General features: G+C 59.7%; 28 protein-coding genes and 1 pseudogene. 15 read left to right on the plus strand and 14 right to left on the minus strand.

Going from position 1 to position 26,617, the window contains the following annotated elements:
* Positions 1 to 9: 9 nt before the first annotated feature.
* From AACV02_RS29800 to AACV02_RS29815, 4 genes are all read right to left on the minus strand, one after another.
* On the minus strand, positions 10 to 414 hold the full coding sequence (locus AACV02_RS29800; protein ID WP_119735405.1) for a DUF6896 domain-containing protein: 405 nt from the start codon (positions 412 to 414) through the stop codon (positions 10 to 12).
* A gap of 322 nt (positions 415 to 736) precedes the next feature.
* Positions 737 to 1,360: an SMI1/KNR4 family protein gene (locus AACV02_RS29805; RefSeq protein ID WP_119735406.1), complete on the minus strand. Its 624-nt coding sequence runs from the start codon at positions 1,358 to 1,360 to the stop codon at positions 737 to 739.
* A gap of 17 nt (positions 1,361 to 1,377) precedes the next feature.
* Positions 1,378 to 2,073 carry a DUF1963 domain-containing protein gene (locus tag AACV02_RS29810; RefSeq protein ID WP_119735407.1) on the minus strand — a complete coding sequence of 232 codons (696 nt, stop codon included), beginning with the start codon at positions 2,071 to 2,073 and terminating at the stop codon, positions 1,378 to 1,380.
* Positions 2,074 to 2,336: 263 nt separating this feature from the next.
* Positions 2,337 to 3,257: a LysR family transcriptional regulator gene (locus tag AACV02_RS29815; RefSeq protein ID WP_119735408.1), complete on the minus strand. Its 921-nt coding sequence runs from the start codon at positions 3,255 to 3,257 to the stop codon at positions 2,337 to 2,339.
* Between the two features lie 174 nt (positions 3,258 to 3,431).
* On the opposite strand from AACV02_RS29815, the gene AACV02_RS29820 reads away from it, so the two are divergent.
* The 3 genes from AACV02_RS29820 (at position 3,432) to AACV02_RS29830 (ending at position 5,674) form a co-directional block, all read left to right on the plus strand.
* On the plus strand, positions 3,432 to 4,646 hold the full coding sequence (locus AACV02_RS29820; RefSeq protein WP_119735409.1) for an MFS transporter: 1,215 nt from the start codon (positions 3,432 to 3,434) through the stop codon (positions 4,644 to 4,646).
* An 89-nt stretch (positions 4,647 to 4,735) separates the two neighbouring features.
* Positions 4,736 to 5,053 (plus strand): alpha/beta hydrolase, encoded by a 318-nt coding sequence (locus AACV02_RS29825; protein WP_218568274.1) that lies wholly within the window; start codon positions 4,736 to 4,738, stop codon positions 5,051 to 5,053.
* Between the two features lie 51 nt (positions 5,054 to 5,104).
* Positions 5,105 to 5,674 carry an alpha/beta fold hydrolase gene (locus AACV02_RS29830; RefSeq protein ID WP_218568275.1) on the plus strand — a complete coding sequence of 190 codons (570 nt, stop codon included), beginning with the start codon at positions 5,105 to 5,107 and terminating at the stop codon, positions 5,672 to 5,674.
* Positions 5,675 to 5,959: 285 nt separating this feature from the next.
* Here the strand turns inward: AACV02_RS29830 and AACV02_RS29835 are convergent, their stop codons facing one another.
* A complete protein-coding gene (locus AACV02_RS29835) occupies positions 5,960 to 6,214 on the minus strand; it encodes a phage integrase N-terminal SAM-like domain-containing protein (RefSeq protein ID WP_305955845.1) in 255 nt (84 codons plus the stop codon).
* Positions 6,215 to 6,452: 238 nt separating this feature from the next.
* Between AACV02_RS29835 and AACV02_RS29840 the strand changes: the two genes are divergently transcribed.
* From AACV02_RS29840 to AACV02_RS29855, 4 genes are all read left to right on the plus strand, one after another.
* A complete protein-coding gene (locus tag AACV02_RS29840; RefSeq protein WP_119735410.1) occupies positions 6,453 to 7,064 on the plus strand; it encodes a DUF6037 family protein in 612 nt (203 codons plus the stop codon).
* A gap of 651 nt (positions 7,065 to 7,715) precedes the next feature.
* The gene (locus tag AACV02_RS29845; RefSeq protein WP_106580178.1) at positions 7,716 to 8,207 is read left to right on the plus strand and encodes a GNAT family N-acetyltransferase; all 492 of its coding nucleotides are present in this window, start codon (positions 7,716 to 7,718) and stop codon (positions 8,205 to 8,207) included.
* Positions 8,208 to 8,378: 171 nt separating this feature from the next.
* Positions 8,379 to 9,608 (plus strand): hypothetical protein, encoded by a 1,230-nt coding sequence (locus AACV02_RS29850; RefSeq protein WP_119735411.1) that lies wholly within the window; start codon positions 8,379 to 8,381, stop codon positions 9,606 to 9,608.
* A complete protein-coding gene (locus tag AACV02_RS29855) occupies positions 9,589 to 10,014 on the plus strand; it encodes a GNAT family N-acetyltransferase (protein WP_106580209.1) in 426 nt (141 codons plus the stop codon). The genes AACV02_RS29850 and AACV02_RS29855 overlap by 20 nt, the downstream gene beginning before the upstream one ends.
* On the opposite strand, the gene AACV02_RS29860 is transcribed toward AACV02_RS29855, so the two are convergent.
* Positions 10,001 to 10,315, minus strand: a complete 315-nt coding sequence (locus tag AACV02_RS29860; protein ID WP_250212342.1) for a hypothetical protein — start codon at positions 10,313 to 10,315, stop codon at positions 10,001 to 10,003. The two genes, AACV02_RS29855 and AACV02_RS29860, sit on opposite strands and share 14 nt — an antisense overlap.
* A gap of 192 nt (positions 10,316 to 10,507) precedes the next feature.
* On the minus strand, positions 10,508 to 11,047 hold the full coding sequence (locus AACV02_RS29865; RefSeq protein ID WP_256680183.1) for a GNAT family N-acetyltransferase: 540 nt from the start codon (positions 11,045 to 11,047) through the stop codon (positions 10,508 to 10,510).
* A 275-nt stretch (positions 11,048 to 11,322) separates the two neighbouring features.
* Here AACV02_RS29865 and AACV02_RS29870 point away from each other — a divergent pair, with 275 nt between their 5' ends.
* Positions 11,323 to 12,216, plus strand: coding sequence for an AraC family transcriptional regulator (locus AACV02_RS29870; RefSeq protein WP_119735413.1), 894 nt, complete (start codon positions 11,323 to 11,325; stop codon positions 12,214 to 12,216).
* Here the strand turns inward: AACV02_RS29870 and AACV02_RS29875 are convergent.
* Positions 12,158 to 12,745, minus strand: coding sequence for a LysE family translocator (locus AACV02_RS29875; RefSeq protein ID WP_106580182.1), 588 nt, complete (start codon positions 12,743 to 12,745; stop codon positions 12,158 to 12,160). The two genes, AACV02_RS29870 and AACV02_RS29875, sit on opposite strands and share 59 nt — an antisense overlap.
* A 225-nt stretch (positions 12,746 to 12,970) precedes the next feature.
* On the opposite strand from AACV02_RS29875, the gene AACV02_RS29880 reads away from it, so the two are divergent.
* Both AACV02_RS29880 and AACV02_RS29885 read left to right on the plus strand, forming a co-directional pair.
* Positions 12,971 to 13,813 (plus strand): alpha/beta fold hydrolase, encoded by an 843-nt coding sequence (locus AACV02_RS29880; RefSeq protein ID WP_119735414.1) that lies wholly within the window; start codon positions 12,971 to 12,973, stop codon positions 13,811 to 13,813.
* Positions 13,814 to 13,877: 64 nt separating this feature from the next.
* On the plus strand, positions 13,878 to 14,456 hold the full coding sequence (locus AACV02_RS29885; protein ID WP_256680185.1) for a TetR/AcrR family transcriptional regulator: 579 nt from the start codon (positions 13,878 to 13,880) through the stop codon (positions 14,454 to 14,456).
* Positions 14,457 to 14,462: 6 nt separating this feature from the next.
* Here AACV02_RS29885 and AACV02_RS29890 read toward each other — a convergent pair whose 3' ends face one another.
* Complete coding sequence (locus AACV02_RS29890) at positions 14,463 to 15,029, minus strand: hypothetical protein (protein ID WP_119735416.1); 567 nt, start codon at positions 15,027 to 15,029, stop codon at positions 14,463 to 14,465.
* Between the two features lie 310 nt (positions 15,030 to 15,339).
* Positions 15,340 to 15,774, minus strand: coding sequence for a winged helix-turn-helix transcriptional regulator (locus AACV02_RS29895; RefSeq protein WP_106580186.1), 435 nt, complete (start codon positions 15,772 to 15,774; stop codon positions 15,340 to 15,342).
* A 105-nt stretch (positions 15,775 to 15,879) separates the two neighbouring features.
* On the opposite strand from AACV02_RS29895, the gene AACV02_RS29900 reads away from it, so the two are divergent.
* Positions 15,880 to 16,578, plus strand: coding sequence for an SDR family oxidoreductase (locus AACV02_RS29900; RefSeq protein WP_119735417.1), 699 nt, complete (start codon positions 15,880 to 15,882; stop codon positions 16,576 to 16,578).
* Here the strand turns inward: AACV02_RS29900 and AACV02_RS29905 are convergent.
* Positions 16,568 to 17,452 (minus strand): NAD(P)/FAD-dependent oxidoreductase, encoded by an 885-nt coding sequence (locus AACV02_RS29905; protein WP_119735418.1) that lies wholly within the window; start codon positions 17,450 to 17,452, stop codon positions 16,568 to 16,570. The genes AACV02_RS29900 and AACV02_RS29905 overlap by 11 nt on opposite strands.
* A 144-nt stretch (positions 17,453 to 17,596) precedes the next feature.
* Between AACV02_RS29905 and AACV02_RS29910 the strand changes: the two genes are divergently transcribed.
* Positions 17,597 to 18,034 (plus strand): Rrf2 family transcriptional regulator, encoded by a 438-nt coding sequence (locus AACV02_RS29910; RefSeq protein ID WP_119735419.1) that lies wholly within the window; start codon positions 17,597 to 17,599, stop codon positions 18,032 to 18,034.
* Between the two features lie 4 nt (positions 18,035 to 18,038).
* Here AACV02_RS29910 and AACV02_RS29915 read toward each other — a convergent pair whose 3' ends face one another.
* The 3 genes from AACV02_RS29915 to AACV02_RS29925 form a co-directional block, all read right to left on the minus strand.
* On the minus strand, positions 18,039 to 19,484 hold the full coding sequence (locus AACV02_RS29915; protein WP_119735420.1) for a mechanosensitive ion channel family protein: 1,446 nt from the start codon (positions 19,482 to 19,484) through the stop codon (positions 18,039 to 18,041).
* Positions 19,485 to 19,651: 167 nt separating this feature from the next.
* The gene (locus AACV02_RS29920) at positions 19,652 to 20,518 is read right to left on the minus strand and encodes a pirin family protein (protein ID WP_119735421.1); all 867 of its coding nucleotides are present in this window, start codon (positions 20,516 to 20,518) and stop codon (positions 19,652 to 19,654) included.
* Positions 20,519 to 20,594: 76 nt separating this feature from the next.
* Positions 20,595 to 21,800: a multidrug effflux MFS transporter gene (locus AACV02_RS29925; protein ID WP_119735422.1), complete on the minus strand. Its 1,206-nt coding sequence runs from the start codon at positions 21,798 to 21,800 to the stop codon at positions 20,595 to 20,597.
* Positions 21,801 to 21,900: 100 nt separating this feature from the next.
* Here AACV02_RS29925 and AACV02_RS29930 point away from each other — a divergent pair, with 100 nt between their 5' ends.
* From AACV02_RS29930 to AACV02_RS31070, 3 genes and pseudogenes are all read left to right on the plus strand, one after another.
* Positions 21,901 to 23,007, plus strand: coding sequence for an efflux RND transporter periplasmic adaptor subunit (locus AACV02_RS29930; protein WP_119735423.1), 1,107 nt, complete (start codon positions 21,901 to 21,903; stop codon positions 23,005 to 23,007).
* A 2-nt stretch (positions 23,008 to 23,009) separates the two neighbouring features.
* Positions 23,010 to 26,093, plus strand: coding sequence for an efflux RND transporter permease subunit (locus AACV02_RS29935; protein ID WP_119735424.1), 3,084 nt, complete (start codon positions 23,010 to 23,012; stop codon positions 26,091 to 26,093).
* Between the two features lie 104 nt (positions 26,094 to 26,197).
* Positions 26,198 to 26,585 (plus strand): annotated as a pseudogene (locus tag AACV02_RS31070) (hypothetical protein); the annotation flags it as partial.
* Positions 26,586 to 26,617: the final 32 nt, after the last annotated feature.

Below are 26,617 nucleotides of genomic sequence, written 5' to 3' on the forward strand. Positions count from 1 at the left end.
CACGAGTTGTCAGGTGGCATCCGCCAAGTAGTAAAGGATGTAACCGCAATACGTAAGAGCACCGGCTGCCACCTCTGCCTCAAAGCACTTTTTGAGTGCATCTTCATCAGCAAAACCGTACGCCGACAACTTGTCACCGGCAAAATCAGCAAGTCGCCACACGTCGAAACCATCGATCTCACCGTGGGCCCCAAAGTCGAAGTCCACCGTGCCTGTGGGGAGGCTGACCGCGCAGCCGTAGCCGTGCTTGAAGTAACGAACGCCGCCTTCAAGCTCGCCGTGCTGAGGAACGTCATTTACCACCCAATCCACATTCGTCGCGGGCAGCGGGATGCCAGACCGCTGCATCATGGCCACCGCGACGCCGACACTTGCCTGGTAGTCGCTGATCAAAATGGCGAGTTGATTATTCATACCGTCTCACTGTTATAGATGTCCGTGATGGCCAGAAAAATAGTTGGCCCGTTCAGTAGTGTTGGCGCTCGGTAGCAATCCCGTGCGTTCAGGATGTGAACCGCGCCCGCACTGTTCAAGTTTGACTTCACACTCATCAATCATCAGGGCATCTGCAGGTAACAAACCTGTTCAATAAGCTCGACGAGCATTTTCACCCATCACAGCACTTCCATTTGCCCTGTTCGATGCCGGCAATCATCAGGCCGCGCTGAACGACTTTCTTCAATAAGCTCCATGCGCAGCGCTTTGATAGAGGATTCAAAGCGCCCGCACGCTTGTATCAGATTGGCCTGTCCACAACCCGTGCATTCCAGAGGGCCCGATAGCGCTCGCGCCAACCCGGGCTGCCTTGATCCAGCCACGCCACTGTCGCCTCGATCGTATCCGCGCTGATGACAAAGTGATTGATATGCTCGGCAATCCGCTCCTGCGACAGGTGCAGCATGTCCAGGTAGGCATTGAAGCTGTCCGCCAACACCACATACTCATCGCCTTGCTGGCGACGCCCCGTCCATGCGGGTAAACCTGCGACCATCGCGCCCACGTCCTGACGGCCCTCGCGCAGGTCAAGCAGCAACAGGCTCGCACCGCCATCGCGGCCGATCGGCAACACCCCCGTAGTGGGGAAGTCAGGTTGCTTGCGCAGTTGCTCCAGTTCATAAGGGTTGGATTCATAGCCTTCGCCGGGCTGCAGCCCATACAGCGAAAAGCTCAGCAACTCATTATCGCCATTACTCATAGTGGCCAGCACGTCGTAATCCACGGTGCCACCGTTGCACACCTTGAGAAACTGCCGGTAATCGTCCGGCAGGCGGGCACCGAGCAGCGCCTCCAGTTGCGAGATGGCCTGCTCGGAGGCGCCTTCGCGGGTGTCGTCGAGCATCAATCCACGGTAGTCAGTCATTAAGCGCTCGCAGAACCTTAGTAAAAATCATAATAAAGTGCCCATTCACCGGTTTCGATGTGCTTCCAGAACATCAGGCTCCCGCTGTGGACCACGTTCAGATTGATCTTTGCGTCGGACGAAATCTGGAACACAAACTCGAAGCCTTCACCCGGATCAACACCCGACTGGCAGAACGAGGGGTAACCGCCGATCTTGTGTTCGTAGGTGTGAGTGACCAGGTCGTAATAGCTGGGTATCTCGCCCGCCCGTTCCAGCGTAAGTATGGCTTGCTCAATGTCGGCCGGCACACCGCCGCCATCCCACAGTGGAAAGTCTTCCGGCACCGCTTGCGCTTTGAGCGGGAAGGCTTTGAGAAACGAACCGTCCACCGGCAGCGCCTTGCGAACCAATACATCATCCGCCGCATATTCGCGGACAACCCAGTTGTTCCCCATCGGCTCAAAGGGCTCTGGAAGCGGATTTGAAATAAACACCGTCAGCACACGAACCCCTTCCAGCAGCGGGCTGCTGAAGGGCATGGCGGGCAGAAAAAATTGCGCATAGGGAAGCAATGGCTGCCCCGCCTGATTAGTCGGCACGCCTTCATCAGGTCGGAACACAAAGACATTGCCCAGCCAGCTTTCTTCATCGGTGCCAGAGGGACGAAAGCCGCCAGCAACGAACTTCACTGCAGGGCGGGCCAGGCGTTGCTTGATCAGTTGAATGTCCATGGCGATGTAAACCTTCCTTTTTGCGACTCACCTGACAGGTTGGGTTTTGGCGATAGCTGCCGTTCGCGGCTGGTAGCTACCGGCCAGAGGCAGACATTGCTACACAGCCAGATCTCAATTATTTACCAAGCGATATAGCGCGTGAACATGGAGTCTCGCTAGCCCTGCACGATGACGTAATCCTGTTCAGAAATGCCCTATCGGTAGTCGGCTTGAGTTAATCAAGCAGGAGCCTCGCGACTTCTGCTGCCAGGGTCGAATAGCTAGCCTGAAAGCGCCCCGTCAGAAGCCTGCGCACTGGCGCTCTCGTTAAAAAGCCCAAGGATGAAATCGCGTATATGCACGATGCGCGGATTGCGCATCGAGGCCTTGTTCCACACCAGGTACAGATTGTTGGTGGGCGCGGTCTTCTCCGGGGTGATCGAAACCAGTCGTCCCGACTCCCGCGCCTCGTTGCATTGGTAGTCAGGCAGCACGCTCCAGCCATGTCCCTTGATGACCAGGTCCTGGATGATGCGAAGATCCGGGACGGTCAGCGCCGCCTGCAGTGTGGGCGCAAACTGGAACATGGCTGTCCACACCGGCCGGATCAGTGGCAGGTCCTCGTCATAAGCGATGAGCGGAACACTCGCCAACTGTTCCGCGGTCGGGCGTTTGCCAAGCATGCTGGCAATCTGCGGCGCGAGCACCAGCAGAAACCGCTCGGTGAGCAGCCTGGCGAATCCGTGCGAATGCTCATCTGGCATGGAAGCGGTGATCGCCAGGTCGGCCGTCGAGGCATGAAGCAGGCTGTAGATACGTTCCCGGTTGCCGGTGTGCAGGCGGATCCGGAAACCTTGAGCCATCAATGGTGCCAGCCCCGCAGCGACCTTCGCATTGATGAAGTCGGAGGGCCCGGCGATATGCACGGTGCCGCCTCCCTCGCTCCCCAGGCGGTAGGAGGCCAACCGCATTTGCAAGCCGTCGAGCATCGGCCCAATCGCGCGCGCCAATTCATCGGCCGCCTCTGTCGCTGTAACGCCCCGGGCGCGCCGCACGAACAGGGGCTTGCCGACAAACGCCTCCAGTGCCTGGATGTGCTGGGATGCCGCCGGCTGAGTAATACCCAGCGCCTCTGCCGCGCGGGTAAACGACTGCAGCCGATAGGCCTCAATGAACGTACGAAGGTGATCCAGATGGCTCATGAGGTCATCGCGTCCTGGCTGTCACGCTCTCACGACAGAGAATAGCGTCGACTCTAGCCATAAAAATATTTATCCGAAGGCCAAAGAATAATAATTTTTTCAATTTCAAGCAATTCTCTAGGATTTCGTATCCGTCGGACCTGCTCCGACCACCTGCCGTTCGAGAGATACGTCATGCCATTTGTTGTTTACATCTTTTCACTCAGCGCATTCGCACTGGGCCTTGCAGAATTCGTCCCCATCGGCCTGACTGACGTCATGGCCCACAACCTGAATATCGATGTCAATCAGGTCGGTAGCGCTGTGACCGCCTATGCACTGGGTGCAACTTTCGCCGCCCCGTTCCTGACGGCCCTGACGGCAGGGTGGTCGCGAAAGCGGGTCATGCTGATGACTGCGCTGGTCTTCACCGTCGGTAGCGTGGCTGCTGCCTTTGCGACGAACCTTTCTACCCTGCTGATTGCGCGCTTTGTGGCAGGCATGGGGCACGGCCTGTTCCTGGCGGTGGCTTCCAGCACGGCGGCGCGCCTTGCCGGCCCGAAGAAGGCAGGCAGCGCGGTGGCGGTGGTGTTTGGCGGCTTCACCCTTGCCATGGCGATAGGTGTACCCGTCAGCACCTACCTGGGTGGCGTGATCTCCTGGCGCCCGGTGCTTGGCGCAATCGGGGCATTCGGGGCATTGGGCTTCCTTGGGCTGCTGCTGGGCATGAAGGAGCCAACGGAGGCTCAGTGTCGGGAAGGTGCCGGCGACGTGGGGCAAGCCTTTAAAGCGATCTTTAACCCAGTTCTGCTGTTCGCGGCCCTTGTGACCGTCCTCGGCTATGCTGGCTCGTTCACTGCCTATACCTACATCGCCCCGTTACTCACCCAAGTGACACAGGTCAGCAGCCACACCGTCGGCGTTTTCATGCTCGTCTATGGCGTGCTCGCCGCAACCGGCAACGTGATTGGTGGCGCACTGAGCGATCGGTTCGGGGTAAACCGCACAAGCGTAGCCTTGATCGCCGGCATTGCGTTGATCACTTTGGGAATGTGGGGTTTCGCGTCCTCGACGATTGCGATGGGCATCCTTGTCGGGCTGCTAGGCATGTTTACCTTCGCCGCAGTGCCGGCCCTGCAAGCCCGCCTGATCGGCGTTGCCGAGTTGCATGCGCCGCACGCCCACGGTGTAGCCGCCGGGCTGAACATCGCGGGGTTCAACTGCGGTATCGCGCTGGGCTCGTGGGTAGGCGGCGCGACGCTCGCCACGCTGGGTATTTCGTACACCGGCCTCGCGGGCGCATTGGTTTCGGCCCTGGGCCTTGTGGTGCTGCTTTTGCAATTGGCACGCCGTAGTGGCGGCAAGTATCGCGAAACGGTGTGTAAAGACCTCCCGGCGTCACCAGGATGACGAGAGAGTCGCCATATCGAAGCAGGCGCAGCGTCGCGTGCTGTTGCAGCACAGTTGGCGCCAATCGTAATGACTGGAAGGTAACGATCATGACAAGCCTCACCCACAACGCTCCCGAGCGCATCACTGTCCGAATTCCGACCGCGTCGGGTGACGAGATCGAGGCGTGGGTCTACCTGCCAGGAGGCACTGGCCCTCATCCCGTGGTGGTAATGGCCCACGGCATCGGCGCGATCAAGGCATGCGGGCTGGCCCCGTTCGCCGAGCGTTTTCGCGAGGAGGGATTTGTCGCCATCGCCTTCGACTACCGCAACTTCGGTGGCTCCGATGGGCAGCCGCGGGAAGTACTCTCTGTTCCGCGCCAGCGCGAGGATTATACAACGGTCATCGGCTGGGCCGCCGACTAGCCCTACATCGATCCGCGCAAGGTCATTATCTGGGGCACATCGTTTGCCGGTATGCATGTCGTCGAACTGGCTGCTTCGGACACTCGCCTGGCAGGTGCAATCACTCAGGCGCCACTCACGGACGGCTTGGCCGCAGCAATCATGGCCCCGCCCAAACTTGGCGTTCGGCTGTTCGGGTTGGCGCTGCTCGATGTACTCGGCGCCCTGGTGGGCCGCCAGCCGATCTACATTCCCGGTCACGGCAAACCCGGGGAACTGTCCATCGGTGCCACACCTGACGGCGTGTTCGGGGAAAGGCTCATGATGCCGAAGGATGGGACGCCATGGCATAACCGGGTGGCCGCGCGGTCATTGCTGAGTTTCTCGTGGCGCCGCCCCGTGCGCCGTGCCGCGTCAGTGCGCGTTCCCTTCCTGCTCGTCGTTCCGGAGTCAGACTCGATTGCGCCAGTGCCGGCTGCGCTCAAGGTTGCACGCAAGGCTCCGCGGGCTGAATTGTTCCGCAGCGCTGGTGGTCACTATGACGTCTACGAAGGCGGGGCAGGTTTCGCCGACGTGTTACGCACGCAGGTCGAGTTTCTCCATCGACACTTCGGGGCAGCAATCGAAAAAAAACATGTTTGAGGCACGTTCCGGACAGGCATTCGGTGCTGTCGAAAGAGAGGAATAGGATCAGACCACTATGTTGATAGGCATAGTGTTAAAGGGGGTCTGACCCCGTTTTATTCGTCTCCGCCGTTTCTTCTGCCATAGTCCTACCGTGAATAGTTATATGGGGTTGAACTCAAACTTTAGACCAAGTGGATCGCTCCGGTTTTGAGCTCACTTGAACCCGGCTGCTTTTGTCCGCTGTTGGCCGAGAGTGGACGTTTACGGATGACTTGAAGCCGTTTGGAAGCAAGGTACTATTCAATAGCTCCTTGCTCCCAGCTCCAAGATGAAACGGGTGAAGACTGAGGGCCAGCCATGTAAGAAACTCGCTAACCCCGCTGGTCCCATCTCCAGAGGGTGGCGCATCCGGTGGTAGCGCGGGAAATAGCGTATCCAGTACCAGTAGGTCTTCTCGGTGGGAATGCTGTAGTGATTCACCCCAATAACGTTACGAAACTGCTCTCGCAGGCGTGTCTTGTCTATATCGCATTCATGCTGTATTTTTGATTGCACAAAAAGAAAAAGTTAAACGAATACAGGTTGTATGCAACAGCAACAACATAACCAATTGTTTTATAGAGAGAATTTAAGTACCGAATTGACCGGGCGAGGTATTGTTATGAAGAAGTCACTAATATGCAATCATAAAGCCGTCGACCAACTCAACCGTTATATTCCATAGGGCTCGTGCCTCCCAATAGTTGCATTCTATTCAATACAATAGGCATGACTGATCAATAAGAGTAAAAAGATGAGTGTATTTGAAAGCTTCAAGTTGTTAAAAGCGGACATGATTGCAAACGGTTGGGCTATAGAAGGTTTCCCTTTGAATTACAAAGGCCTTGACTACATCGTCTTAGCAAAATTGTACGAGAAAGGAGAAATAAAGCCGAAATACGCCCTGCTAAAAATAGAGATATTAAAGAGTCAAAATATTAATGAACGACTGATTTCAGCTGTTAACGCAAATGGTTTTCTTATTGAACCGAAACTATTGAGAGAGTTTTTTAATATAGAGTATGGTGAAAACCTTGGAGATATATTGAGCCAGTTTAATGAATACTTTGCTCAATTTATTCCAACTCAAATAACTTTAGGTAAACCACCACGGATTGAGGAAGCAATGATTGCATCTCTATCAAAGAGTGATAGCCAAGATCCTAAAAAGCGCTACTGTTATGGTGTTAGGAGAAATCAAGATGGGCGAGCAAGAACACCGTTCAATGACAATAAAACTAGACTTCTAAGACCTACTTTATACCAAGAGTTCAGTGCAGATCAATCAATAAGCTTTTGCTACTCAATCGACACTAATGATCACAAGTCTGATGCAGTAATAATTCAGAATTTTTCTAATAGATGATTTTCGAGATTTTGAATATAACAAAGCCATCAAGAGCGGACGCAAAAGCTTGGCTTGCGCTCCTTCGTCGCTAATTTTAGCCAAGCCTTTTTCGCAACTTATGGCGGCGTTAGGCTCTCAGGGCAACCAGAACACCCGTAAATTTTTCCCATGCATATTAAATTGATGAGAACAATTCGTCTCATAGCACTAGAGCGGAAATAGGGGTCGGACTACCATTATTGAAAACGTGGTCTGACCCCTATTCTCGCTCAGGATGTCGCGGATATTTTTCTGTGATTGAGAAACGGGGGTTTGATGTGCCTGCTGTGGCTTGATGAAAGGTGAGTTGTGAGAAAACCCGCTTCGGCGGGTTTTCTGGCTTTCGGCGGTCGGTTCAAGCCCACCTTTTTTGTGGTGAGCGGGCTTGCCCCGCGTTGGGTTGCGCAGCAGCCCCAGAAACAGCCACTAAAATTTGCCTGGCGTACCGCGTTTGTTTTGACTGGGGCTGCTTCGCAGCCCAACGCGGGTAAAGCCCGCTCGCCACAAAAAGCCCGCGCGCGGCATTGAATGGGCCGGCGTACTGCAACAAGCCCGCTCGCCACAATCCGTGTCAGGCCCTTGATGTTTCTTTATGATGTGGCCTTTCGCTTAACGTCCCAGGAAATACCCATGCCCGCCCTCACCTTCCGTAACGCCCTCCCCGCCGATGCCGCGCGCTGCTTTGAAATCGAAATCAGCGCTTACGAAGGCGATGAGGCCGCGACCCTGGAGAAAATCGCTACGCGCATTGCGCAGTACCCCGAAGGCTTTTTGATTCTGGAGGCGGATGGCGAGATGGTGGGTTTTATCAACTCTGGCTGCGCCCATCAGGTGGTGATGTCGGACGAGGCGTTCAAGGAGTTGGTGGGGCATTCGGCCGAGGCGCCGAATGTGGTGATCATGTCGGTGGTGGTTGACCCGGCGCAGCAGGGCAAGGGCTATTCCAAGCGGTTGATGACCGAGTTTGTGCAACGCATGCAGGCCATGGGCAAGCAGACGATTCACTTGATGTGCAAGGAGCAGCATGTGCCGTTGTACACGCGCATGGGTTACAGCTATGTGCAGCCTTCGCCTTCTGACCATGGCGGGATGGCGTGGCATGAGATGGTGATGGCTTTATAATTGCCGCCATATACCTCACCCAGCGTCTCATTGGGCTCGCCGAATTAACTCGGATCAGCCCCTTACTTATCCGCTCTCTCGACGCGACCCTTGGGCCGAACGTCAATCCCGAACAAAAGACTCAACCACTCTCAGCAACCCGTATTTTTGACCCGGGGAAGGAACCTCCACGTGACCAGCGCAAGACCGCTCACCTTTCAACAAGCTCTTAAAAAGAATCTCAAGCGCATGCTGACGTTCTGGGCACCGCTCAGCGTTATCTTTACCGGGCTTGGCGCGCTGTTGGGGTTTTATACGCTATCGACCTACGCGACTGCGGTTGGGCGCCCCGACTTAATCGCGGCTGCATTGGAGGCAAAATCAGCCTTGGTCCCCTGGCTTGCCACTGTCATAGGAATGCTCGCCGCGTACATGCTGATCCTGTTGTCGACGACGGTGTTATTCGGGCTTACGGTATCTATGTTCAATGACGCCCCGCCCCTGCAGCCCAAGCTAACTGGCGTCATTTTGGTGCCTGCGCTGGTGGGTATTCTCGGTTTTCTATGGCTGAATTTCCAAGAGCCGCTGCTGAGTAATTGTTGGAAAGGTATTTGGGCATTGGCGTGGCTGCTCTTCGCCCTGTTTTGGACGTTGTTAATGCCCTCGTTCAGGAATGCGGTTTGCACCTGCGCAGACAACGCCGGGCCGGGCAATTCAACGAGCTGGCCGATACGGTTCTGGTTCATGCTGATGGTCACGCTGCTGCTCGCCAGCACAGTGATATCCGCCGTATTCCCCACGCTTCTGATCATCAAGGCGTATATCGGGAAAGACACGCCAGAGGCTGTGAATCGGTTGATGACGATCTCAATGTTCGCCGCCTGCGTCGCCTTACTGCCTGTAATCATTTTCTATGTCAGTAAAGCTGATCTGTTCAATCGCATCGCGTTTAGCGTAATAGCAACAGTGGGCATCGGCTTGATCGTTATTATCATGTCGCCGGGAAGCCCTGCTGCAATTGTTTACTCGGCAGCGCTAGTCATGAAAGTTCGAGACCCTGAACCAGCCAATTTCATGCTGACGAAAACCTATGCCAAGGAAGACTTTGATCGGACGGTCTGGGGCGGTGTCGAAAAGCGGCGCGGCCAACCCGTGGTGTCGGCCTTCCCGTTATTTTCGTTCGGCGACGTGCTGTTGTTGTGTCCAACCAGCCTGATTACCAAGCAACGCCAGGATTGGCCGCAAGATTCGGTTTACTGCGTACTCACCCAAAGTAGTAACGCCATTCGCGTCCCCAAGCGAGCAACTCAGGCAGCGGCCCCGGCCATCAAGCAGATAAAAAAAACGCCTAAAAGCCCAGCTAAGTGTTCATTGGCAGGCGCGCCCACTGGAGCTCAGCACGATGCAACCGCCACTTGTTGAAATCAGCGACCAACCCAACCCCGACGCCGAGCGCCTGCTCGGCAACGGTCTCGCCGCGTTCAATGAAGCCATCACCGGTGCCAACGACCGCCAGCCACTGACGGTGCTGGTCAGGGATCCGGGCACTCGGCAGATCCTCGGCGGCATCACCGGCAAAACCTCTTTGGGCATGGCCTTCCTCGACCTGTTTCACTTGCCCGATGCCCTGCGCGGCTCGGGCCTGGGCAGCCAATTGCTGCAAGCCTTCGAAGACGAAGCCCGGCGCCGGGGTTGCTTGAGCGCGGTGCTGTATACCCTCAGTTTTCAGGCACCGGCGTTTTACCAGAAGCAGGGGTGGGTGCGGTTTGGTGAGGTGCCGTGCTTGCCTGCGGGCAGCAGCCGGGTGTTTTTGTCTAAGGCGCTTTGAGGGTTTGCCAGTCGAGGCCGGCAAAGTGTTGCGTGAATTCGAATAGCTCGCGGTCGATGACTTCGGCATGCCCATGCACCCCGCTATCCGCCAGGCTGTACGCATCATCAAAATACCCGCACGCCTGCAGGGTGCCGGGTAAGTCGTAGCCTGACCGGGCCCATAGACGGTAGATGCCCTCGGCCAGGCGTCGCCCGAAGGTGGGGTCGCCAAGAAGTCGGCTGTGCGCAACCGACAGCACATAAGGCAGCATTTCGTCTTCGACCATGGCCGGCGTGGCGACTTGCAATAGCTGCCACATGACCTCCTCGCGACTCGACCTGCTCATGAGCGCGAGTTCTATCAGCGCATAGGGAGAGGGAGGATGCTGCAGTGTCGCCAGTGTCGCATCCGCCCATTGAATGACCGCGGCCACATCGATAACGCCGACGTCCAAGGCGCACCTGAGGTAGGCGACGGTTAGACCAAAGGCTGCTCCATCCTCGCTCATCATTCACCCGCCGGCGCTCAGGGTTTTGCCAAACAACCGGTTCTCGTGGGTTTCGCCCTGGAACGTATAGGTCGGCGAGCCCAGCAGTTCGTAGCCGCGGCGCGGGTAAAAACCCAGTGCCCGTTCATTGCCGACCCACACCGTGGCCCACAACAGTGAAGCCCCGGCCAGCGCTGCGTGTTGCTCGGCCGCTTGCAGCAGTTGGTAGCCGATACCCCGGCCGGTAAAGCGCTCCTGGATGTACAGGCGTTGTAGCTCGGCAACGTTGGAGGATGGAAGCATTGCGTGCCCGGCGCGCAGTTTGATTTGAGCAAAACCGATGAGGTGGCCGTTGGTTTCTGCCACCACCAGAGCGCTGCCGGGTTCGGTCATCAGCCGCGAGATGGTAGCCGGCGCAAAGGCTTGCAGCGCTTCGGTGGCGATGGCGCTGCGAATGCCTTGGGTAGCGTAGGTGTCGAGAAATACCTGCATGCCCAGCACGCCGATGCATAAGGCATCCTGGGGGCTGGCGGCGCGAATCTGGATGGACGAAGACGATGTCATGTGCGGCTCTAGGGCTGAAAACGGCGTGAGCAGGGTTTTTAGCATAAATGGACCTTGGCCGGCGTATTCCACCCGCAAGCCGCTCCCATTTTGCGCACAAGGGTTTTGAGGCTGAACTGTCGGGTGGAGTACTCGACGGCTGGCACCTGCCAGCCGGCTACACCTACCAACACACTCGCGATGCCGACGGCTGCGTGTAGAGCTCAGTGTTGCTGACGGCCCTGGCGGTCTGTGTAATGATCGCCCTTCGTTCCTCAAGGGATGGAGCCACCGCCATGTCGCTGAACACCTCCGCTGACCCCGCACAAGCGCCGCGCTTCTGGCGTGATGAGCGTTTGCCGTTCATCGAAGCGCGGACCATCGCCGATGGGCGCAAGGTCACTTATACCCGTCACGCCCACGAGCATTTTTCCATCGGTGCGATCACCACCGGGCGCAGTTATTACCACTACGGCGCGCAGACGTTTGAGATCAGCGCCGGCACGGTGGTGTTGATGAACCCCGGCGATGTGCATGCGTGCAATCCGATCTACGACCAGCCTTGGTCGTATCACATGATTTACCTCGACACGCCTTGGCTGACCGACCTGCAATACCAGCTGGGATTCAGTACCGATCAGGGTTATCGGCCGTTCAACACGCCTTACACCCGCGATCCGGTGCTGTTCAACGGTTTGATCGAGCTGTACGCAATGCTGCTGGATGAGCACGCCGAACTGCTGCAAAAACAGAGCGCGCTGGTGAGTTTTTTCACCGAGGTGCAACAGCGTTTAAACCCTTCGTTGACGCCAGTGCGGGAGGTCAACCACAAGCTGGAGCGGGCCGCCGAGTACATCCGCGCGCACTGCACCGAGGCGTTGAAGCTCGAGGAGATTTGCCTGGCGGCCGAGCTGTCGCCGTCGTATCTGATCCGTGCGTTCAAACAGTATTACGGGCTGACGCCGCATGCCTTTCTGGTCAACCGGCGTATCCAGTTTGCCCGAACGCAATTGCGCAACGGCGAGTTGATCGCTGACGTGGCGCTGGCGGCAGGGTTTGCCGACCAGGCGCATTTTCAGCGCGCGTTCAAACAGCATTTCGCCGCTACGCCGGGGCAATACCGCGACTTGCTCAAGCCATCAGCAAATAACCCACACTGGCCACCAGCAACGCGGCCATTGAGCGGTTGAACAGGCGTACGCCTTGCGGGTTGCTCAGATAGCGTCGCAAGAACGTCCCGGCGTATGCCCAGCACGCCACCGACAGGTAGCAGATCACCAGGTAGAGCGCCGCAAACAGCCACACTTGGCCCGCATCGCCGTCCGCCACAAACAACCCCATCCCTGCCACACAGGCCAGCCAGGCTTTGGGGTTGAGCCATTGCATGATCGCGCCGTAAAGCATCGACGGCGCGGTGGCGGTGCCATCAGCGTCGAGCCGGCCATCGTCCACCGCCAGCTTCCAGGCCATGTACAGCAAAAACGCGACACCGCCCCACTGGATCAACTGGGTCAGGATCGGCCAGCGCACCAACACTTCATGCAGGCCCAGGCCGATCAGCACCAGCAGTAAGGTGAAGCCGACGGCGGCGCCAAACACGTGTTTCTGGCTGGCGGCAAAGCCGAAGCGCGCGCCGGCGCTGAGCGCGACCACGTTGACGGGGCCCGGTGTGATGGAGGTGGCCAGGGCGAAGGCGGCCATGGAGAGGATCAAGCTCATTGCGATTCCTTTTTGTTGTGTCAAGCGAAGATGGCACCACGGTAAAGCGCTGAACGTGCGTGGTATTGAAGAAAATCACCCTGAGCACTTAGACGGTTTTATTCCATTGATATAACTGCATTTTTTTCTCTCATTCGGTGAGTTTCGATAGACAAAAATGCATATTTTCAACACCGAGGCCAATGCTAGAGTTCAGCGCCTTCTCACTGCAAAAAAGGAATCGCCATGTCACGTCGCCTGCTGGCAGTTGCCTGCCTGATGCTGTCTTTCTCTGCGGTCCACGCTGCCGAACGCTGGGAAACCCTGCCGCCCACCCCAGCACCGGTGGCCGGTGCCAAAACCGGTTACGCCGCCGTCAATGGCATCAAGGTCTATTACACACGCACCGGCCACGGCTCGCCGGTGGTGTTGCTGCACGGTGGCTTGTCCAATTCGGATTACTGGGGCAACCAGGTCAAGGCCCTGGCGGCCAAGCACACGGTGATCAGTATCGACAGCCGTGGCCACGGGCGCAGTTCGCGGGATGACAAACCCTACGGCTACGACTTGATGGCGGATGATGTAGTGGCCGTGCTCGACAGCCTGAAAATCCCGCGTGCCGATATCGTCGGCTGGAGCGACGGCGCGATCATCGGCATTGACCTGGCGCTGCGCCACCCGGACCGCATCGGCAAAGTGTTCGCCTTCGCCGCCAACACCCAGACGTCCGGCGTCAAAGACGCTGTCGAGAAAAACCCGACCTTCGCCGCCTTCATCGAACGCGCTGGCAAGGAGTACGCCAAGCTGTCGCCGACGCCCAAAGAGTACGACGCGTTTGTCGAGCAGATCAGCCATATGTGGGCCAGCCAACCGAACTGGACCGACGCGCAACTGGCGAGCATCAAGACCCCGATTCTGGTGGTGGATGGCGACCATGACGAAGCGATCAAGCGCGAACACACTGAGTACATCGCCGCGACCATTCCGGGTGCCGGCCTGCTGATTCTGCCGAACACCAGCCACTTCGCCTTCCTGCAAGACCCGGCGTTGTTCAATGCCGCACTGTTGGACTTCCTCGACAGCAAATAGACCCTGTACCCTGTCGGCGCGCACCGGTTGCGCGCCCACAGTTCCCAGCCACGTCAGGACGCCAATGCCCAACCCCATTCCTCGCCGGCGCGATGCCGCCGTCACCCGCGAAGCCATCGTGTCGTCTGCGCGCAAGGCGTTTTCCCGATCAGGCTACGATGACACCGGGCTGGGAGAAATCGCCGCAGGCGCGGGGGTGACCGTAATGCTGGTCAACCGCTACTTCGTTTCCAAGGAGCAGCTGTTTGCCGAGGTGATCGCCGAGGCGCTGGCCAGCCCGCGCGCCCTGACGCAAGGCAACCTCAGCGCGGCAACCCTCGGCCGCACCCTCGCCACCGCGTTGGTCAGCATCACCGAAGCGGGCAGCACGCCGCTGGATGGCTTCCTGATCATGCTGCACTCGGCGTTGAGCAAGCGCGCGACGGCGATTGGCCGCGAGCACGTCGAAAAAGGCCACCAGGCGACCATGGCCGCCGCGCTCCAGGGCGCGCATCGCGAAGAGCGCGCAGCGCTGGTGATGGCGCTGGTGTCAGGCTTTCAAGTGATGCGCCAGATGCTCGAACTGTCGGTGCTGGCCAAGGCCGACCCGCAGGTGTTGATCGACTTGCTGACGCCGCTGTTTCAGCAACTGGTGGACGGCTGAACCTGGCTACTTCACGAACAATTCCCGGTCCCGCGCCTTCACATGGCCGGGGCGATGGCAGGCATCGAACCAGGGTTTCTCCCCGCAGCCGGCGGTTTGGCCAGGCGCAAGGCGTGCAGCGCGCCGGGCTGGCCGGCATTGACGCGAAAGTGGAAGTGATCGAATAGGCGCAACGCCTCGATGGCATGCACCACGGCGATCTTGGGCGACACGCAGTTTGCCGTTGATCTGGCTGAGGAACACGATGGAATACAACACCGAACTGCTGGTTTGCCCGATGCTGGTGGCGATAGGGTTCAGGGACAGCGCGCCGTCGGCGTGGGGCGTAAAGCACAGTGAGACTTTTGAGCCGGGCTGATCGCGCACCTCCCAGCACTGCGGTGAAAGCGGATGCTTGCGCAAGGTCGCGGGCGCGGTCCGGTAGGCGTCGAATACCCCGGCACACTTGCCGGCCACGTTTTCATCGTCGAACAGCAGCACGTTGTTGGCCTGAATATACAGGCCGCGCAGGGCGAAACTGGTGGAGCCGCCGAGCACACGTATGGCCTTGCCCGCGCGCCGCACAATCAGCACTTTGTTGTGCTGCTGGCTGGAAAAATGCAGGCGCTTGACCTGCGCCCCATTGGTTGGCGCCGGGGCAGCGCACTTCGATGCTGAAGCCCACGAAGGCGGGCGGCGCCAGGTCTTGCGCGAGGTCGAACGCCAGCAGCGCAGCGCCCTCGCCGCGGTACAGCTTGAAGGTCAGCCCCTGGGAGCTGGTCTTGCTTTCAAAGTCGGTGATTATGGCGTGTCTCCTCTCAAGGAAGACCTCCGTACACCGGACGGGGCGTTAACCCGCTCACCACTGGGAAGCGTTCTTGTAAAGTCCAGCGGCTACGCCGCATCAAGCCACCGGCGCTTGCGTAACGATGTCTTCCAGGCCCAGCACCCGGCCATCCTCAGACACGATCTCGACCTTGCGCAGTGGCTTGAGCGAACGCGCATCCAGCACGCGCGCACTGACATGCTCAGGCTCAGTGTGCGCCTCGCCCCATTGAGCCAGCGTGACCAGCACCGGCATCAGCGCGCGGCCCTTGTCGGTCAGTTGGTATTCATTGCGCGCGCCGACCTCACTGGTGTGCAGCAGACCTTGCTCGACCATGTCTTTAAGGCGGGTGGCGAGGATGTTTTTCGCTACGCCCAGGTGTTTCTGAAAATCGCCGAAGCGTGTCACCCCGGCAAACGCGTCTCGGATGATCAACAGCGTCCACCAATCCCCCACCACATCCAACGCACGGGCGACCGGGCAGCCGTCGCCCTCCAGGCATTTGCGTTTCATCGTCGGGCCTCCAGCAATCAGAAATATTCGGTTGCATTATAGGACCAACAGGCTCAGGATAAAAACGGTTTCATTATTAAACCTAATTTATCGCGGGAGCTGATCATGGATATTCGTGGAAAAGTGGTGTTGGTCACCGGCGCCAACCGCGGCCTGGGCAAAGCCTTTGTGACCGCGCTGTTGGCAGCGGGCGCGGCCAAGGTGTATGCAGCGGCGCGCGACCCGGCCAGCGTGAACATTCCCGGCAGCACGCCGATTGCCCTGGACATCACCGACCCGGCCAGCGTGCAGCGCGCCGCCGAGCAGTGCACTGACGTCAGCGTGTTGATCAACAACGCGGGCTTTCTGAAGTACGGCTCGTTGCTCGCCGACGACAGTGTCGAGAACCTGCAGCAGCACTTTGAAGTGAACACCTTCGGCACCCTGCGCCTGAGCCGCGCATTTGCGCCAATCCTGGCCAAGCAAGGCGGCGGCGCGCTGATCAATATCCTCTCGGTATTGAGCTGGCTGAGCCCGCCCGGCTCCGGCGGCTACAGCACGTCGAAATCCGCCCAGTGGGGCCTGACCAACGGCCTGCGCGGTGAACTGCGCGAGCAAAATACTCTGGTGATCGGCGTGCACCCGGCCTATATCGACACCGACATGGTGGCCGATGTCCAGGCACCGAAAAGCACGCCCCAGGAAGTGGTCGCGATCACCTTGCAAGCCCTGAGCGAAGACCGTGAAGAAGCATTGATCACTGACATGACCCACGCGGTGAAAGCTTCGTTGTCCACCGCCAGCCCGGTCTACCTCACCCGTTGATCAACGAAAAGTGCGCGCCCACCCCGGCGCGCACGCCCTCGCCCACCGCCAGCGCCACGGAGCCGGCGGCAAGCGAGGTATCGCCACAGGCAAAAATACCGGTCACGGAGGTCTGGCGCGTTTCATGGGTGTGCACATAGGCGCCCGTGGGGCCGTCGGCCAATTCACACCCCAATTGCGCAGCCAACGGGCTGATGCGGGTGCGCGACAGGGTGAAGACACCGTCCAGCGCAATGACGCGGCCATCTGCCAATTCCAGGTCGGCGCGTTCGCCACTGATGCGCGTGACGGCTGTGCTTTCCACTGAAACTCCCCGTCGATCCAACTGCGCCTGCTGTTCGGCATCCGGCGTGAACACGCCATTGGTGAACAAGGTGGTGGTGCCCCAGTCGGGCAGCATCAGCGAGTGATGCATCGCCAGCGCGGAGGTGGCCAATACGCCGATGCGGCCTTGGTCGAGTTCATAGCCGTGGCAGTAAGGGCAATGAAACACGCGTGTGCCCCAGCGTTCCTGCAGGCCTTCGATGGCGGGTAATTCGTCGACCACACCGGTGGCGAGGATCAGGCGTCTGGCCTTGAACTCGCCATTGCACTGGGTGCGCACACTGAAACCGCCCTGCTGCACGACGGCCGTGATCACGCTGTCCTGCACCCAGGTTACCGTCGGATACTCCATCAGTTGGCTGCGACCCTCGGCGGCGATGACGTTGGGTGACTGGCCGTCCTGACCGAGAAAACCATGGGAGGTGGCGGCAAAGCGATTGCGCCGCTGACCGGCATCGATCATCAACACCTTGCGCCGCGCCCGCGCCAACTGCAGGCCTGCAGACAGGCCGGCATAGCTGCCGCCCACAATAATGACGTCGTGCACCATGAACGTGACCTCGTGTGTTGCGCGCACGGTTATCCGTGCGCTTTCACGACACACCATAAGTTACGTAAAAATACCGCGTCAAGCGTCTCGCAACTTTTCAGGTTACAAACGATACTTTGCGCCGACTCGACTGGGGATTATTTGATGAGAAACGACACCCGCCTCTCGCGCATGCTGCATGTGCTGATCCATATGGGCCGCCATGAAGAGCGCGCCACCTCGGAAACCATCGCGCAGATGCTAGGCACCAACCCGGTGGTGGTGCGACGCACCCTGGGGTTGCTCAAGGAAAAGGGCTATGTGCGCTCGGAAAAAGGCCATCAGGGCGGCTGGACGCTGGGCAAACCCTTGAGCGACATCACCTTGCTGGATATTCACAACGCGCTGGGCACGCCGTCGATTTTCGCCATTGGCCTGTCCACCGACCACCCGCAATGCCTGGTGGAACAGGCCGTAAACGCGGCCCTCACGGACGCATTCGACCAGGCGCAGGCGCTATTGATGGCGCGCTTGGGCGATGTAACGCTGGCGCAGTTGGCGGATGATTTTGACCAGCGCTACCGCGTCGCGATGGCGCCCTGAGCGCTTACAACCCGCGACTGCGCAACCACTGCAAAAAGCCTTTTTTGACTGGCACCACCGGCGCTTCCTGGGTCATGGCCTGCGCTGCGTGCACGCGAAAATCCAGCAGCGCCTTCATCGCTTCGCTGATGTCATGCCGCGCGTCCAGGCAGGGTTTGAGGTATTCCTTCTCGATGCGGTACAGGGTGCAGAAGGTCTTGGCGGAAAAGTCCGCCAGCGCCGCCTGGTCGGACAGAATCCCCGCCTCGCCAATCACTTCACCCGGCCCCATGCGCCCGGCTTCGAATTTGTGACCGCCCTTGATCAGCATCACCGAGACCACACCGGACTCGACGATAAACAAATGATCGCTGACCTCCCCCGCCGGCAGGATCATTTCGCCAGCACGGTAAGTGTGCAGCGTCATGTTCTGGCTGAAGGTGTCTTTCTCCTCCTGGCGCAGCGTGGAGAAAATCGACGAGCGCTCCAGCAATGCGCGTGCGCCGGACAGCGCTGGCGGCGCGCCGCTTTCGGTGGCGGACAGCAACCCCACACCCGCCGCCTGCAGGTGCCTGAAAGCCAAATCGTAAAGCTGGTTACGCACTTCACGCTTGAGGGTCATGGCTGGCACAAAGCCGCTGATTTCATACTCGACGCCGCCACTGGCGGAGGTCTTGAATGCCACGCTCGGCGCGGGGTTGGCCAGCAGCGGCCGGCACCCTTGCATGGCGCGCTCGAGCGCCTCAATCACGATTTGCGGACGCGCATGCGGGCTGACTTGCAGGCTGACGGCCAGGCCGAACATGTCGGCGGGGCGTGAGAAGTTGATGATCTTGGCCTTGGCCGCCAGAGAATTGGGGATCACCGCCATGCTGCCCTGGGAAGTCTGCAGGCGCGTGGCACGCCAGTCGATATCGGTGACGCGGCCTTCGGTGCCGTCGATGGAGATCCAGTCATCCAGCTGATACGGCTTGGTGGTGTTGAGCACGATCCCGGAAAACACGTCGCTCAAAGTGCTTTGCAACGCCAGGCCGACAATGATCGCCACCGCGCCGGAGGTGGCGAGCACGCCCTTGACCGGCAGGTCGAGCACGTAGGCCATGGCGGCGATGATCGCGATCAGGAAGATCACCGCGCCCATCAAATCCTGCAGCAAGCGCCCACCATGGCCGACCCGTTGCATCATCACCGCACCGAGCAATACCGTCAGGGTTCGTGCGGCGAACAGCCACCAGCCGATCTGCAAAGCAGTAGCCGACAGGTGCAAGGCGGTGTTGTCGGTGTACGGTGCGAGCTGCATGGGGTTCATGCCGTCGTTGAACAGCACGGCGCTGTACACGGCAAAGATCGCCAACCGCGCCGCCAGCTTCCAGTTGGCGAGGTTGACGGAAATAAGCCGCCACACGGCAATGTCGATAAAGATCAGCGCCACGGCGCACAACATCGGGTGATCAGCGATAAATGAGGGCATCCAGGCGACTCCAGGGCGAATGCTCAGAAGATCGCATGAATCGGGAATGCTGGAAAACAAAATGTGGGCGCTGGCTTGCCGGCGATACCGACACCTCGGTGTATCAGTGGCTCCGAGGTGATGCTATCGCAGGCAAGCCAGCTCCCACAGGGGTTTGCGCTCGACCGTCAAGCCTGCATCTGTCCGAAACGACCGGACTGGTAGTCAGCAAACGCCTGATGAATTTCCTGCTCGGTGTTCATCACGAACGGGCCGTGGCCGACGATGGGTTCATCGATCGGTTCACCGCTGAGCAGCAGCACCTTGGCGTCGTCGTTGGCCTCAAGGGTGATGTGCTCGCCGTCGCGCTCGAACAACGCCAGTTGCCCGTGGCGTGCCACTTCCTCGCCATTGACCAGCACGGTGCCACGCAGGATCACCAGCGCAGTATTGCGCCCGGCGTGCAGGTCCAGCGTGACCGCTTTACCGGCGTTCAGCCGCAAGTCCCACACGTCTATCGGCGTGAACGTACGCGCCGGCCCTTGAGTACCGGAAAATTCACCGGCAATCAGGCGCAATTGCCCGGCGTCGTTGGCCAACGGCAGCACCGGAATATCGCCGTCGACGAGGGTCTGGTAACCGGCGTCGGCCATTTTGTCCTTGGCCGGCAAGTTGACCCACAGCTGCACCATTTCCAGCGCCCCGCCGCTGCGGGCAAAGGCTTCGGAATGGAATTCTTCATGAATGATGCCTCGCGCGGCGGTCATCCACTGCACATCGCCGGGTCCGATCGTGCCACCGGCGCCGGTGGAATCACGGTGCTCGACTTCGCCGTCATACACGATGGTCACGGTTTCAAAGCCGCGATGCGGGTGCTGGCCTACACCGCGACGTTGTTCGGTGGGGGTGAAATCGGCCGGGCCGGCGTGGTCCAGCAACAGGAATGGGCTGATGTGCTTGCCCATCGCGTCGTAGGAAAACAGCGTGCGCACCGGAAAGCCGTCACCGACCCAATGGGCACGGGGGCTGGTGTAGATGCCGATGATTTTTTTCATGGTGTACCTCCAAAGTGCCTACACCCTAAGTCCGTCGGCCTCTGAACACTAGCCGGCAAAAGCAGCCCTGATCGTCCTACGTATAGGACAGTCCCTTGACCGGACGTTGGCGCAACAAGTGGAACGCGACAAACGTCGACACCGCAAAGCTGGCCTCAATGACGATCATCGGCGTGGCACTGCCATCGCGCAAATGGCTCAGCAACAGGCCGCTGCAGGTCGCACCAAACATCTGCGAAAACCCCATCAGGCCAGCGGCCAGGCCCGCGCGGTGAGCGTTGGGCATCACCGCGCCCGTGACCGAGCCGGGGAGCACCAGGCCACCGCCCAGGGTCACCAGCGCCACCGGAATGTCCAGGCCCGGCACCGACAGGCCGAACAGCTCGTAAATCAGCACCGCCGATAGGCCGCCGATGGCCACCAGTGTCACGCCCATCGCCACAATCCGCTGCGGCCCCAGGCGCATGATGTTGCGCCGGGTGTAGGTGGAACCGACGATCAGCATCGACACAATCACGCCAAAATTAATGCCGTATTCAAGGCTGCTGAAACCCAGCAGGTTGATAAACACCGCCGACGAACCCGCAATCACCGAGAACATCGCGCCATAGGTACAGGCCAATGCCACGGCGTACGCCCGGTATTGACGACCCTTGAGCAAATCCAGGTAGTGCCCGCCGAGGGTACGCCAATGGCCGGCCGTGGGATCGAGGCAGTGGTTGCTCTCGCGAAAGAACAGCACAGCCAACACCAGCACCACACTGCCAATGATCAGGGCCACAACAATCGGCGCGTGCCAGCCCAGCAGCTTGATCAGCAGCCCGCCAATCATCGGCGCGACGACAATGGCGTAAAGCATGCCGATCATGGTCAGCGCCAGGGCCGGCCCGGCTTCGGCTTGCCACACGTCACGCACCACGGTGCGCGCCAACACCAGCGCGGCGCAGGCGCCGAGGCCTTGCAACACGCGGGCGGCAATGAATTGGCCAATGTCGTTGACCAGCAGCATCGAAAAAGTCGCCAGTACATACAGCACCAAGCCGCCGATCAGCACCGGACGACGGCCGATACGGTCCGACAACGGCCCGAACAGCAACTGCCCGAGGCCGAATGCAGCAACAAACGCCGACAACGCCATCAGCGCCGAACCGGCTGGCGCCGCCAGCGCCTGCTCGATAGCGCCAAGGCCCGGGATGATCAATTGCGTCGACACTTCACCCAGCGCCGTAAGGGCCACCAGGAAAAACAACATGCTTTGCGAGGGGGCCGGGGCGCTTGCCATGGGGAATATCCGGGGGCTGGATTAATTTATATTTCGACCATAATATGCGTAAAAAATTATGTCCATAATTTTTTATTCACAGGTTAGCCCGGAGCCCGTCATGATCCCTCTTCCCCTGCGTCTTCTCACCCCTTTAGCCCTGTTGATCCTCCTCGGCGGCTGCAACAGCAAGGCCGACACCGCCGCCGAAGTGCCGCCGCCCCGCCCCGTGCTCGCGGCCAAAGTCGAAGCCGCCGGCACCCAGCAAAGCGCGTACACCGGCGTAGTGGCTGCGCGCACAGAAAGCGACCTGGGCTTCAGGGTCAGTGGCAAGGTCATAGACCGCAAGGTCGACCCCGGCCAACATGTCTCCCGTGGCGACACCCTGCTGGTGCTGGACATCGGCGACTTCGAGCTGGCACTGCGCTCGGCCAGGAACCGCGTGAACGCGGCCCAGGCGCAAGTGCGCCAGCGCCGCGATGATGAAAACCGCTACCAACGCCTGGCCAGCACCGGCGCCGTGTCGCGGCAGATTTTCGACCAGTCGGCGACCAACCTGCGCGTCGCCGAGGCTGAGCTGGCTTCGGCGCAATCGGACGCCAGCCAGATCGAAAACCGCCGCGCCTACTCGGTGCTCAAGGCCGACGGCGACGGCATCATCACCGATGTGCGCGTGGACCGCGGCCAAGTCGTCGCCGAAGGGCAGATCGTCGCGCGCCTGGCCCATGACGGCGCTCGCGAAGCCATCGTCAACCTGCCCGAAAACCAACGCGACCACGCCTCACAAAAAGCCTTGGCGTTCCCCTTCGGCGCGCCGGACCAGGCCGTGACTGCCACCTTGCGCGAGCTGTCCGCCAGCGCCGACCCGACCACCCGCACCTACCGCGCGCGCTACGTATTGCACGGCGCCGTTGACCGTTTCGCCCTTGGCTCGACCATCACCGTTCGCCTGCAAGGCAACGGCCAGGCCCAGCAAACCCGCGTGCCCATCGGCGCGTTGCAAGACGCCGGGCAAGGCACCGGCGTGTGGCTGATTGGCGCAGACGACACCGTCAGCTTCGCCCCCGTCAAGGTCGCCAGTCTCGGCCAGGAGGATGCCCTGCTCGACAGCGGCCTCACACCCGGCCAGACAATCGTCGCCCTCGGCGCGCACCTGCTGCACAGCGGTGACGTGGTGCGCCTGCTGCCCGCCCAAGCACTGGCCCTCAACCGTCAACAGGACCACTGAGCATGCGCGGCATCAACCTCTCCGAACTGGCGGTGAAACACCGCGCAGTCACGCTGTTTCTGATCATCGCGATCCTCGCCGCCGGCATCTTCTCGTTCGGCCAACTGGGGCGCGCCGAAGACCCATCATTTACCGTCAAGGTCATGACCATCACCGCCGCCTGGCCCGGCGCAACCGCCCAGGAAATGCAGGAGCAAGTCGCCGACCGCCTGGAAAAACGCCTGCAGGAACTGGACTACTACGACCGCGTCGAGACCATCGCCCAGCCGGGTTTTGTGTCGATGCGCATGACCTACAAAGAGTCCACGCGCCCCAGTGAAATCCAGGATCTGTTCTACCAGACCCGCAAAAAGCTCAGCGATGAAGCGTCGAAACTGCCCAAAGGCGTGATCGGGCCGTTCTTCAACGATGAATATTCCGACGTGTATTTCGCCCTTTACGCACTGGAAGCCGAGCACTTGCCACATCGCCAGCAAGTGCAAATGGCCGAAGAACTGCGCCAGGGCTTGCTCAACCTGCCGGGCGTGAAAAAGGTCAACATCCTCGGCGAGCAGGCCCAGCGGATCTTTGTGGAGTTTTCCTACGAGCGCCTGGCAACCCTGGGCATCAAGCCCGATCAGATCTTCGCCGCCCTCGCCGCGCAGAACGCCGTAGCGCCATCGGGATTCGTCGAAACCGCCGGCGCCCGCGCCTATATCCGTATCGACGGCGCCTTCGACAGCCTCGCGCTGATCGAAAACGTGCCGCTGGAAGTCAACGGCCGTGTGCTGCGCATTGCCGATGTGGCCACCGTCAGCCGTGGCTATGAAGACCCGCCCAGCTACCGGATTCGCCATCAGGGCGACCCGGCGCTGATGCTCGGCGTGATCATGGAAAAGCACTGGAACGGCCTGCAGCTGGACAAAAGCCTCAAGGCCCAGGAAGCCAAAATCCAGGCCGATCTGCCGCTGGGCGTGAACTTCGCCAAGGTCTCCGACCAGGCGAAAAACATCAGCCTGGCCGTGAATGAATTCATGCTCAAATTCTTCGTCGCCCTGGCCGTGGTGATGGTCATCAGCCTGCTGGCGCTGGGCTTTCGCGTGGGCCTGGTGGTGGCCGCCGCAGTGCCGCTGACCTTGTCCGTGGTGTTTGTGATCATGCTGCTGACCGGGCGTGAATTCGACCGCATTACCCTCGGTGCGCTGATTATTTCCCTGGGTTTGCTGGTGGACGACGCGATTATCGCCATCGAGATGATGGTAGTGAAACTCGAGGAAGGCGTTGACCGGATTCACGCCGCCACGTTTGCCTGGAGCTCCACCGCCGCGCCGATGCTGACCGGCACGCTGGTGACGATCATCGGCTTTCTGCCGGTGGGTTTTGCGCGCTCGGGCGCCGGGGAATACGCCGGCAATATCTTCTGGATCGTCGGCTTTGCGCTGATTTCGTCGTGGCTGGTGGCGGTGGTGTTCACGCCGTACCTGGGCGTCAAATTGCTGCCGCGGATCAAACCGGTGCCGGGCGGCCACGACGCCATCTACGCCGGCCGTTACTACCAGAAACTGCGTGATGTGGTCCAAGCCTGTGTGCGCAGGCGCTGGTGGGTGACGGGCTTGGTGGTGGCGGCCTTTGTGCTGTGCGGCTTGGGGATGGGCGTGGTGAAGAAGCAGTTCTTCCCCAACTCTGACCGTTCCGAACTGATCCTTGAGGTGTACATGCCGCCCGGCAGCGCGTTCAAAAGCACCGAGGCGGTGGCGGCGCAGTTGGAGAAAGCCCTGCTGCAAGAGCCACAGACCCGCCTGGTCGATACCTATGTGGGCGGCGGCGCCCCGCGCTTCTTCCTGTCGCTGAACCCCGAGTTGCCCGACCCGGCGTTCGCCAAGCTGATTGTGCAAACCCCGGACTCGCATGCCCGCGATGCGCTGAAACTGCGCATGCGTGAGCGCATAGCGGCCGGTGAATTCCCGGCTGCGCGTGTGCGTGTAACGCAATTGCTGTTCGGCCCGCCCGTGCCGTTTCCGGTGGTGTTTCGTGTGTCCGGGCCAAACGTGGATGTACTGCGCGGCGTGTCCGAAGAGGTGCGTCGCATTGTCGCCGCCAACAAGCTCACCAAAGACGCCTTTCTCGATTGGGGCGAGCGCACCAGCGGCTATCGCCTGGTGCTTGATCAGGACCGCCTGCGCCTGCTGGGCTTCACGCCCAATGAGGTCAAATCGCAGCTCAATGCCTTGCTCAGTGGCAACCCGATCACCGAGGTGCGCGAAGGCAATCGCACCGTCTCCGTGGTCGCCCGCGCCCAGGGCAACCAGCGCGAAGACCTCGGCAATCTCAACAATATGACCCTGACCAACAGCGCTGGCACCTCGGTGCCGCTGGCTCAGGTCGGGCATTTTCAGGCGGTCATGGAAGAACCGATCCTCAAGCGCCGCAACCGCGCGAGCACCGTGGAAGTGCGCGCCGACATCATCGACGGCGTACAACCGCCCGACGTGGAAATGGCCGTGTACAAAGACCTGCAACCGCTGATCGCAAAGCTGCCTGCCGGTTACCAGATCGACATCGGCGGCCCGGTGGAAGAAAGCGCCAAGGCCAACGTCGCGCTGGCCGCACTGTTCCCGATCATGATTTTGCTGACGCTCACCGTGATCATGTTCCAGGTGCGCTCGTTCGGCGTGATGTTCATGGTCTTCGCCACCGCGCCGCTGGGTTTGATCGGCGCCGTGCCGACCTTGTTGCTGTTTAACCAGCCATTCGGGTTCAACGCGATTCTGGGCCTGATCGGGATTGGCGGCATCCTGATGCGCAACACGCTGATCTTCACCGATCAGATCCGCCAGAACCAGGAGCACGGCATGGCGATTCGCGAAGCGATTATCGAAGCCACCGTGCGCCGCGCACGGCCGGTGATTTTGACGGCGTTGGCAGCGGCGCTGGCGTTTATCCCGCTCACTCTGTCGGTGTTCTGGTCGTCCCTGGCTTACGTGCTGATTGGCGGGGTACTGGTGGGCACGGTGTTGACGCTGTTGTTCCTGCCAGCGCTGTGCAGTCTGGTGCTTGGGCGAGAACAGGCAAGGGCTACCGAAACATCACAGGCAACACCCGGATAAGCTCTACAGATACCACCTGAAAACCTCGGCAAAGTCCTTCGCCTGATCACACAGTGCGAGGGATTGCAGATGGTTTTTTTCCGTTAAAGCCCCAGTTAATGGGGCTGTCTTTTGATCGTCGCCACCAACCAACACATTGGCCTTCTGGTACTGGCCGCAATGATTCAGAGACGCGAGACGTCGAATCCGTTCTCAGCGATTTCAAACGCTGCCTCAATACCTACGAGCTCTGGGCGGAAAGCTACGTCAGAGTTCTCGATTTGTACCCATCGGCAACACGCCAGTGATGTTGCAAACCATCGACCCCAACAGTGACCCCTGGGCGACCCCATCAAAAAATTTATCGGCCCCAGCGGCATTCTGAAAATCACCGAGTGCGATCGTAACCAGAAGTACCGAGTCAATTTTTACCCCAACGTTTCTAAAGAACACATCAAGGCCTTATATGCCACCTATCAGTCGGTCATCACCTCGCTGGAGCACTGGCTGCGCCACAGACGAAAATTTCGAATCTGCCTTCTATC

This window comes from Pseudomonas sp. Larv2_ips (assembly GCF_963879675.1).
Lineage (GTDB): Bacteria > Pseudomonadota > Gammaproteobacteria > Pseudomonadales > Pseudomonadaceae > Aquipseudomonas.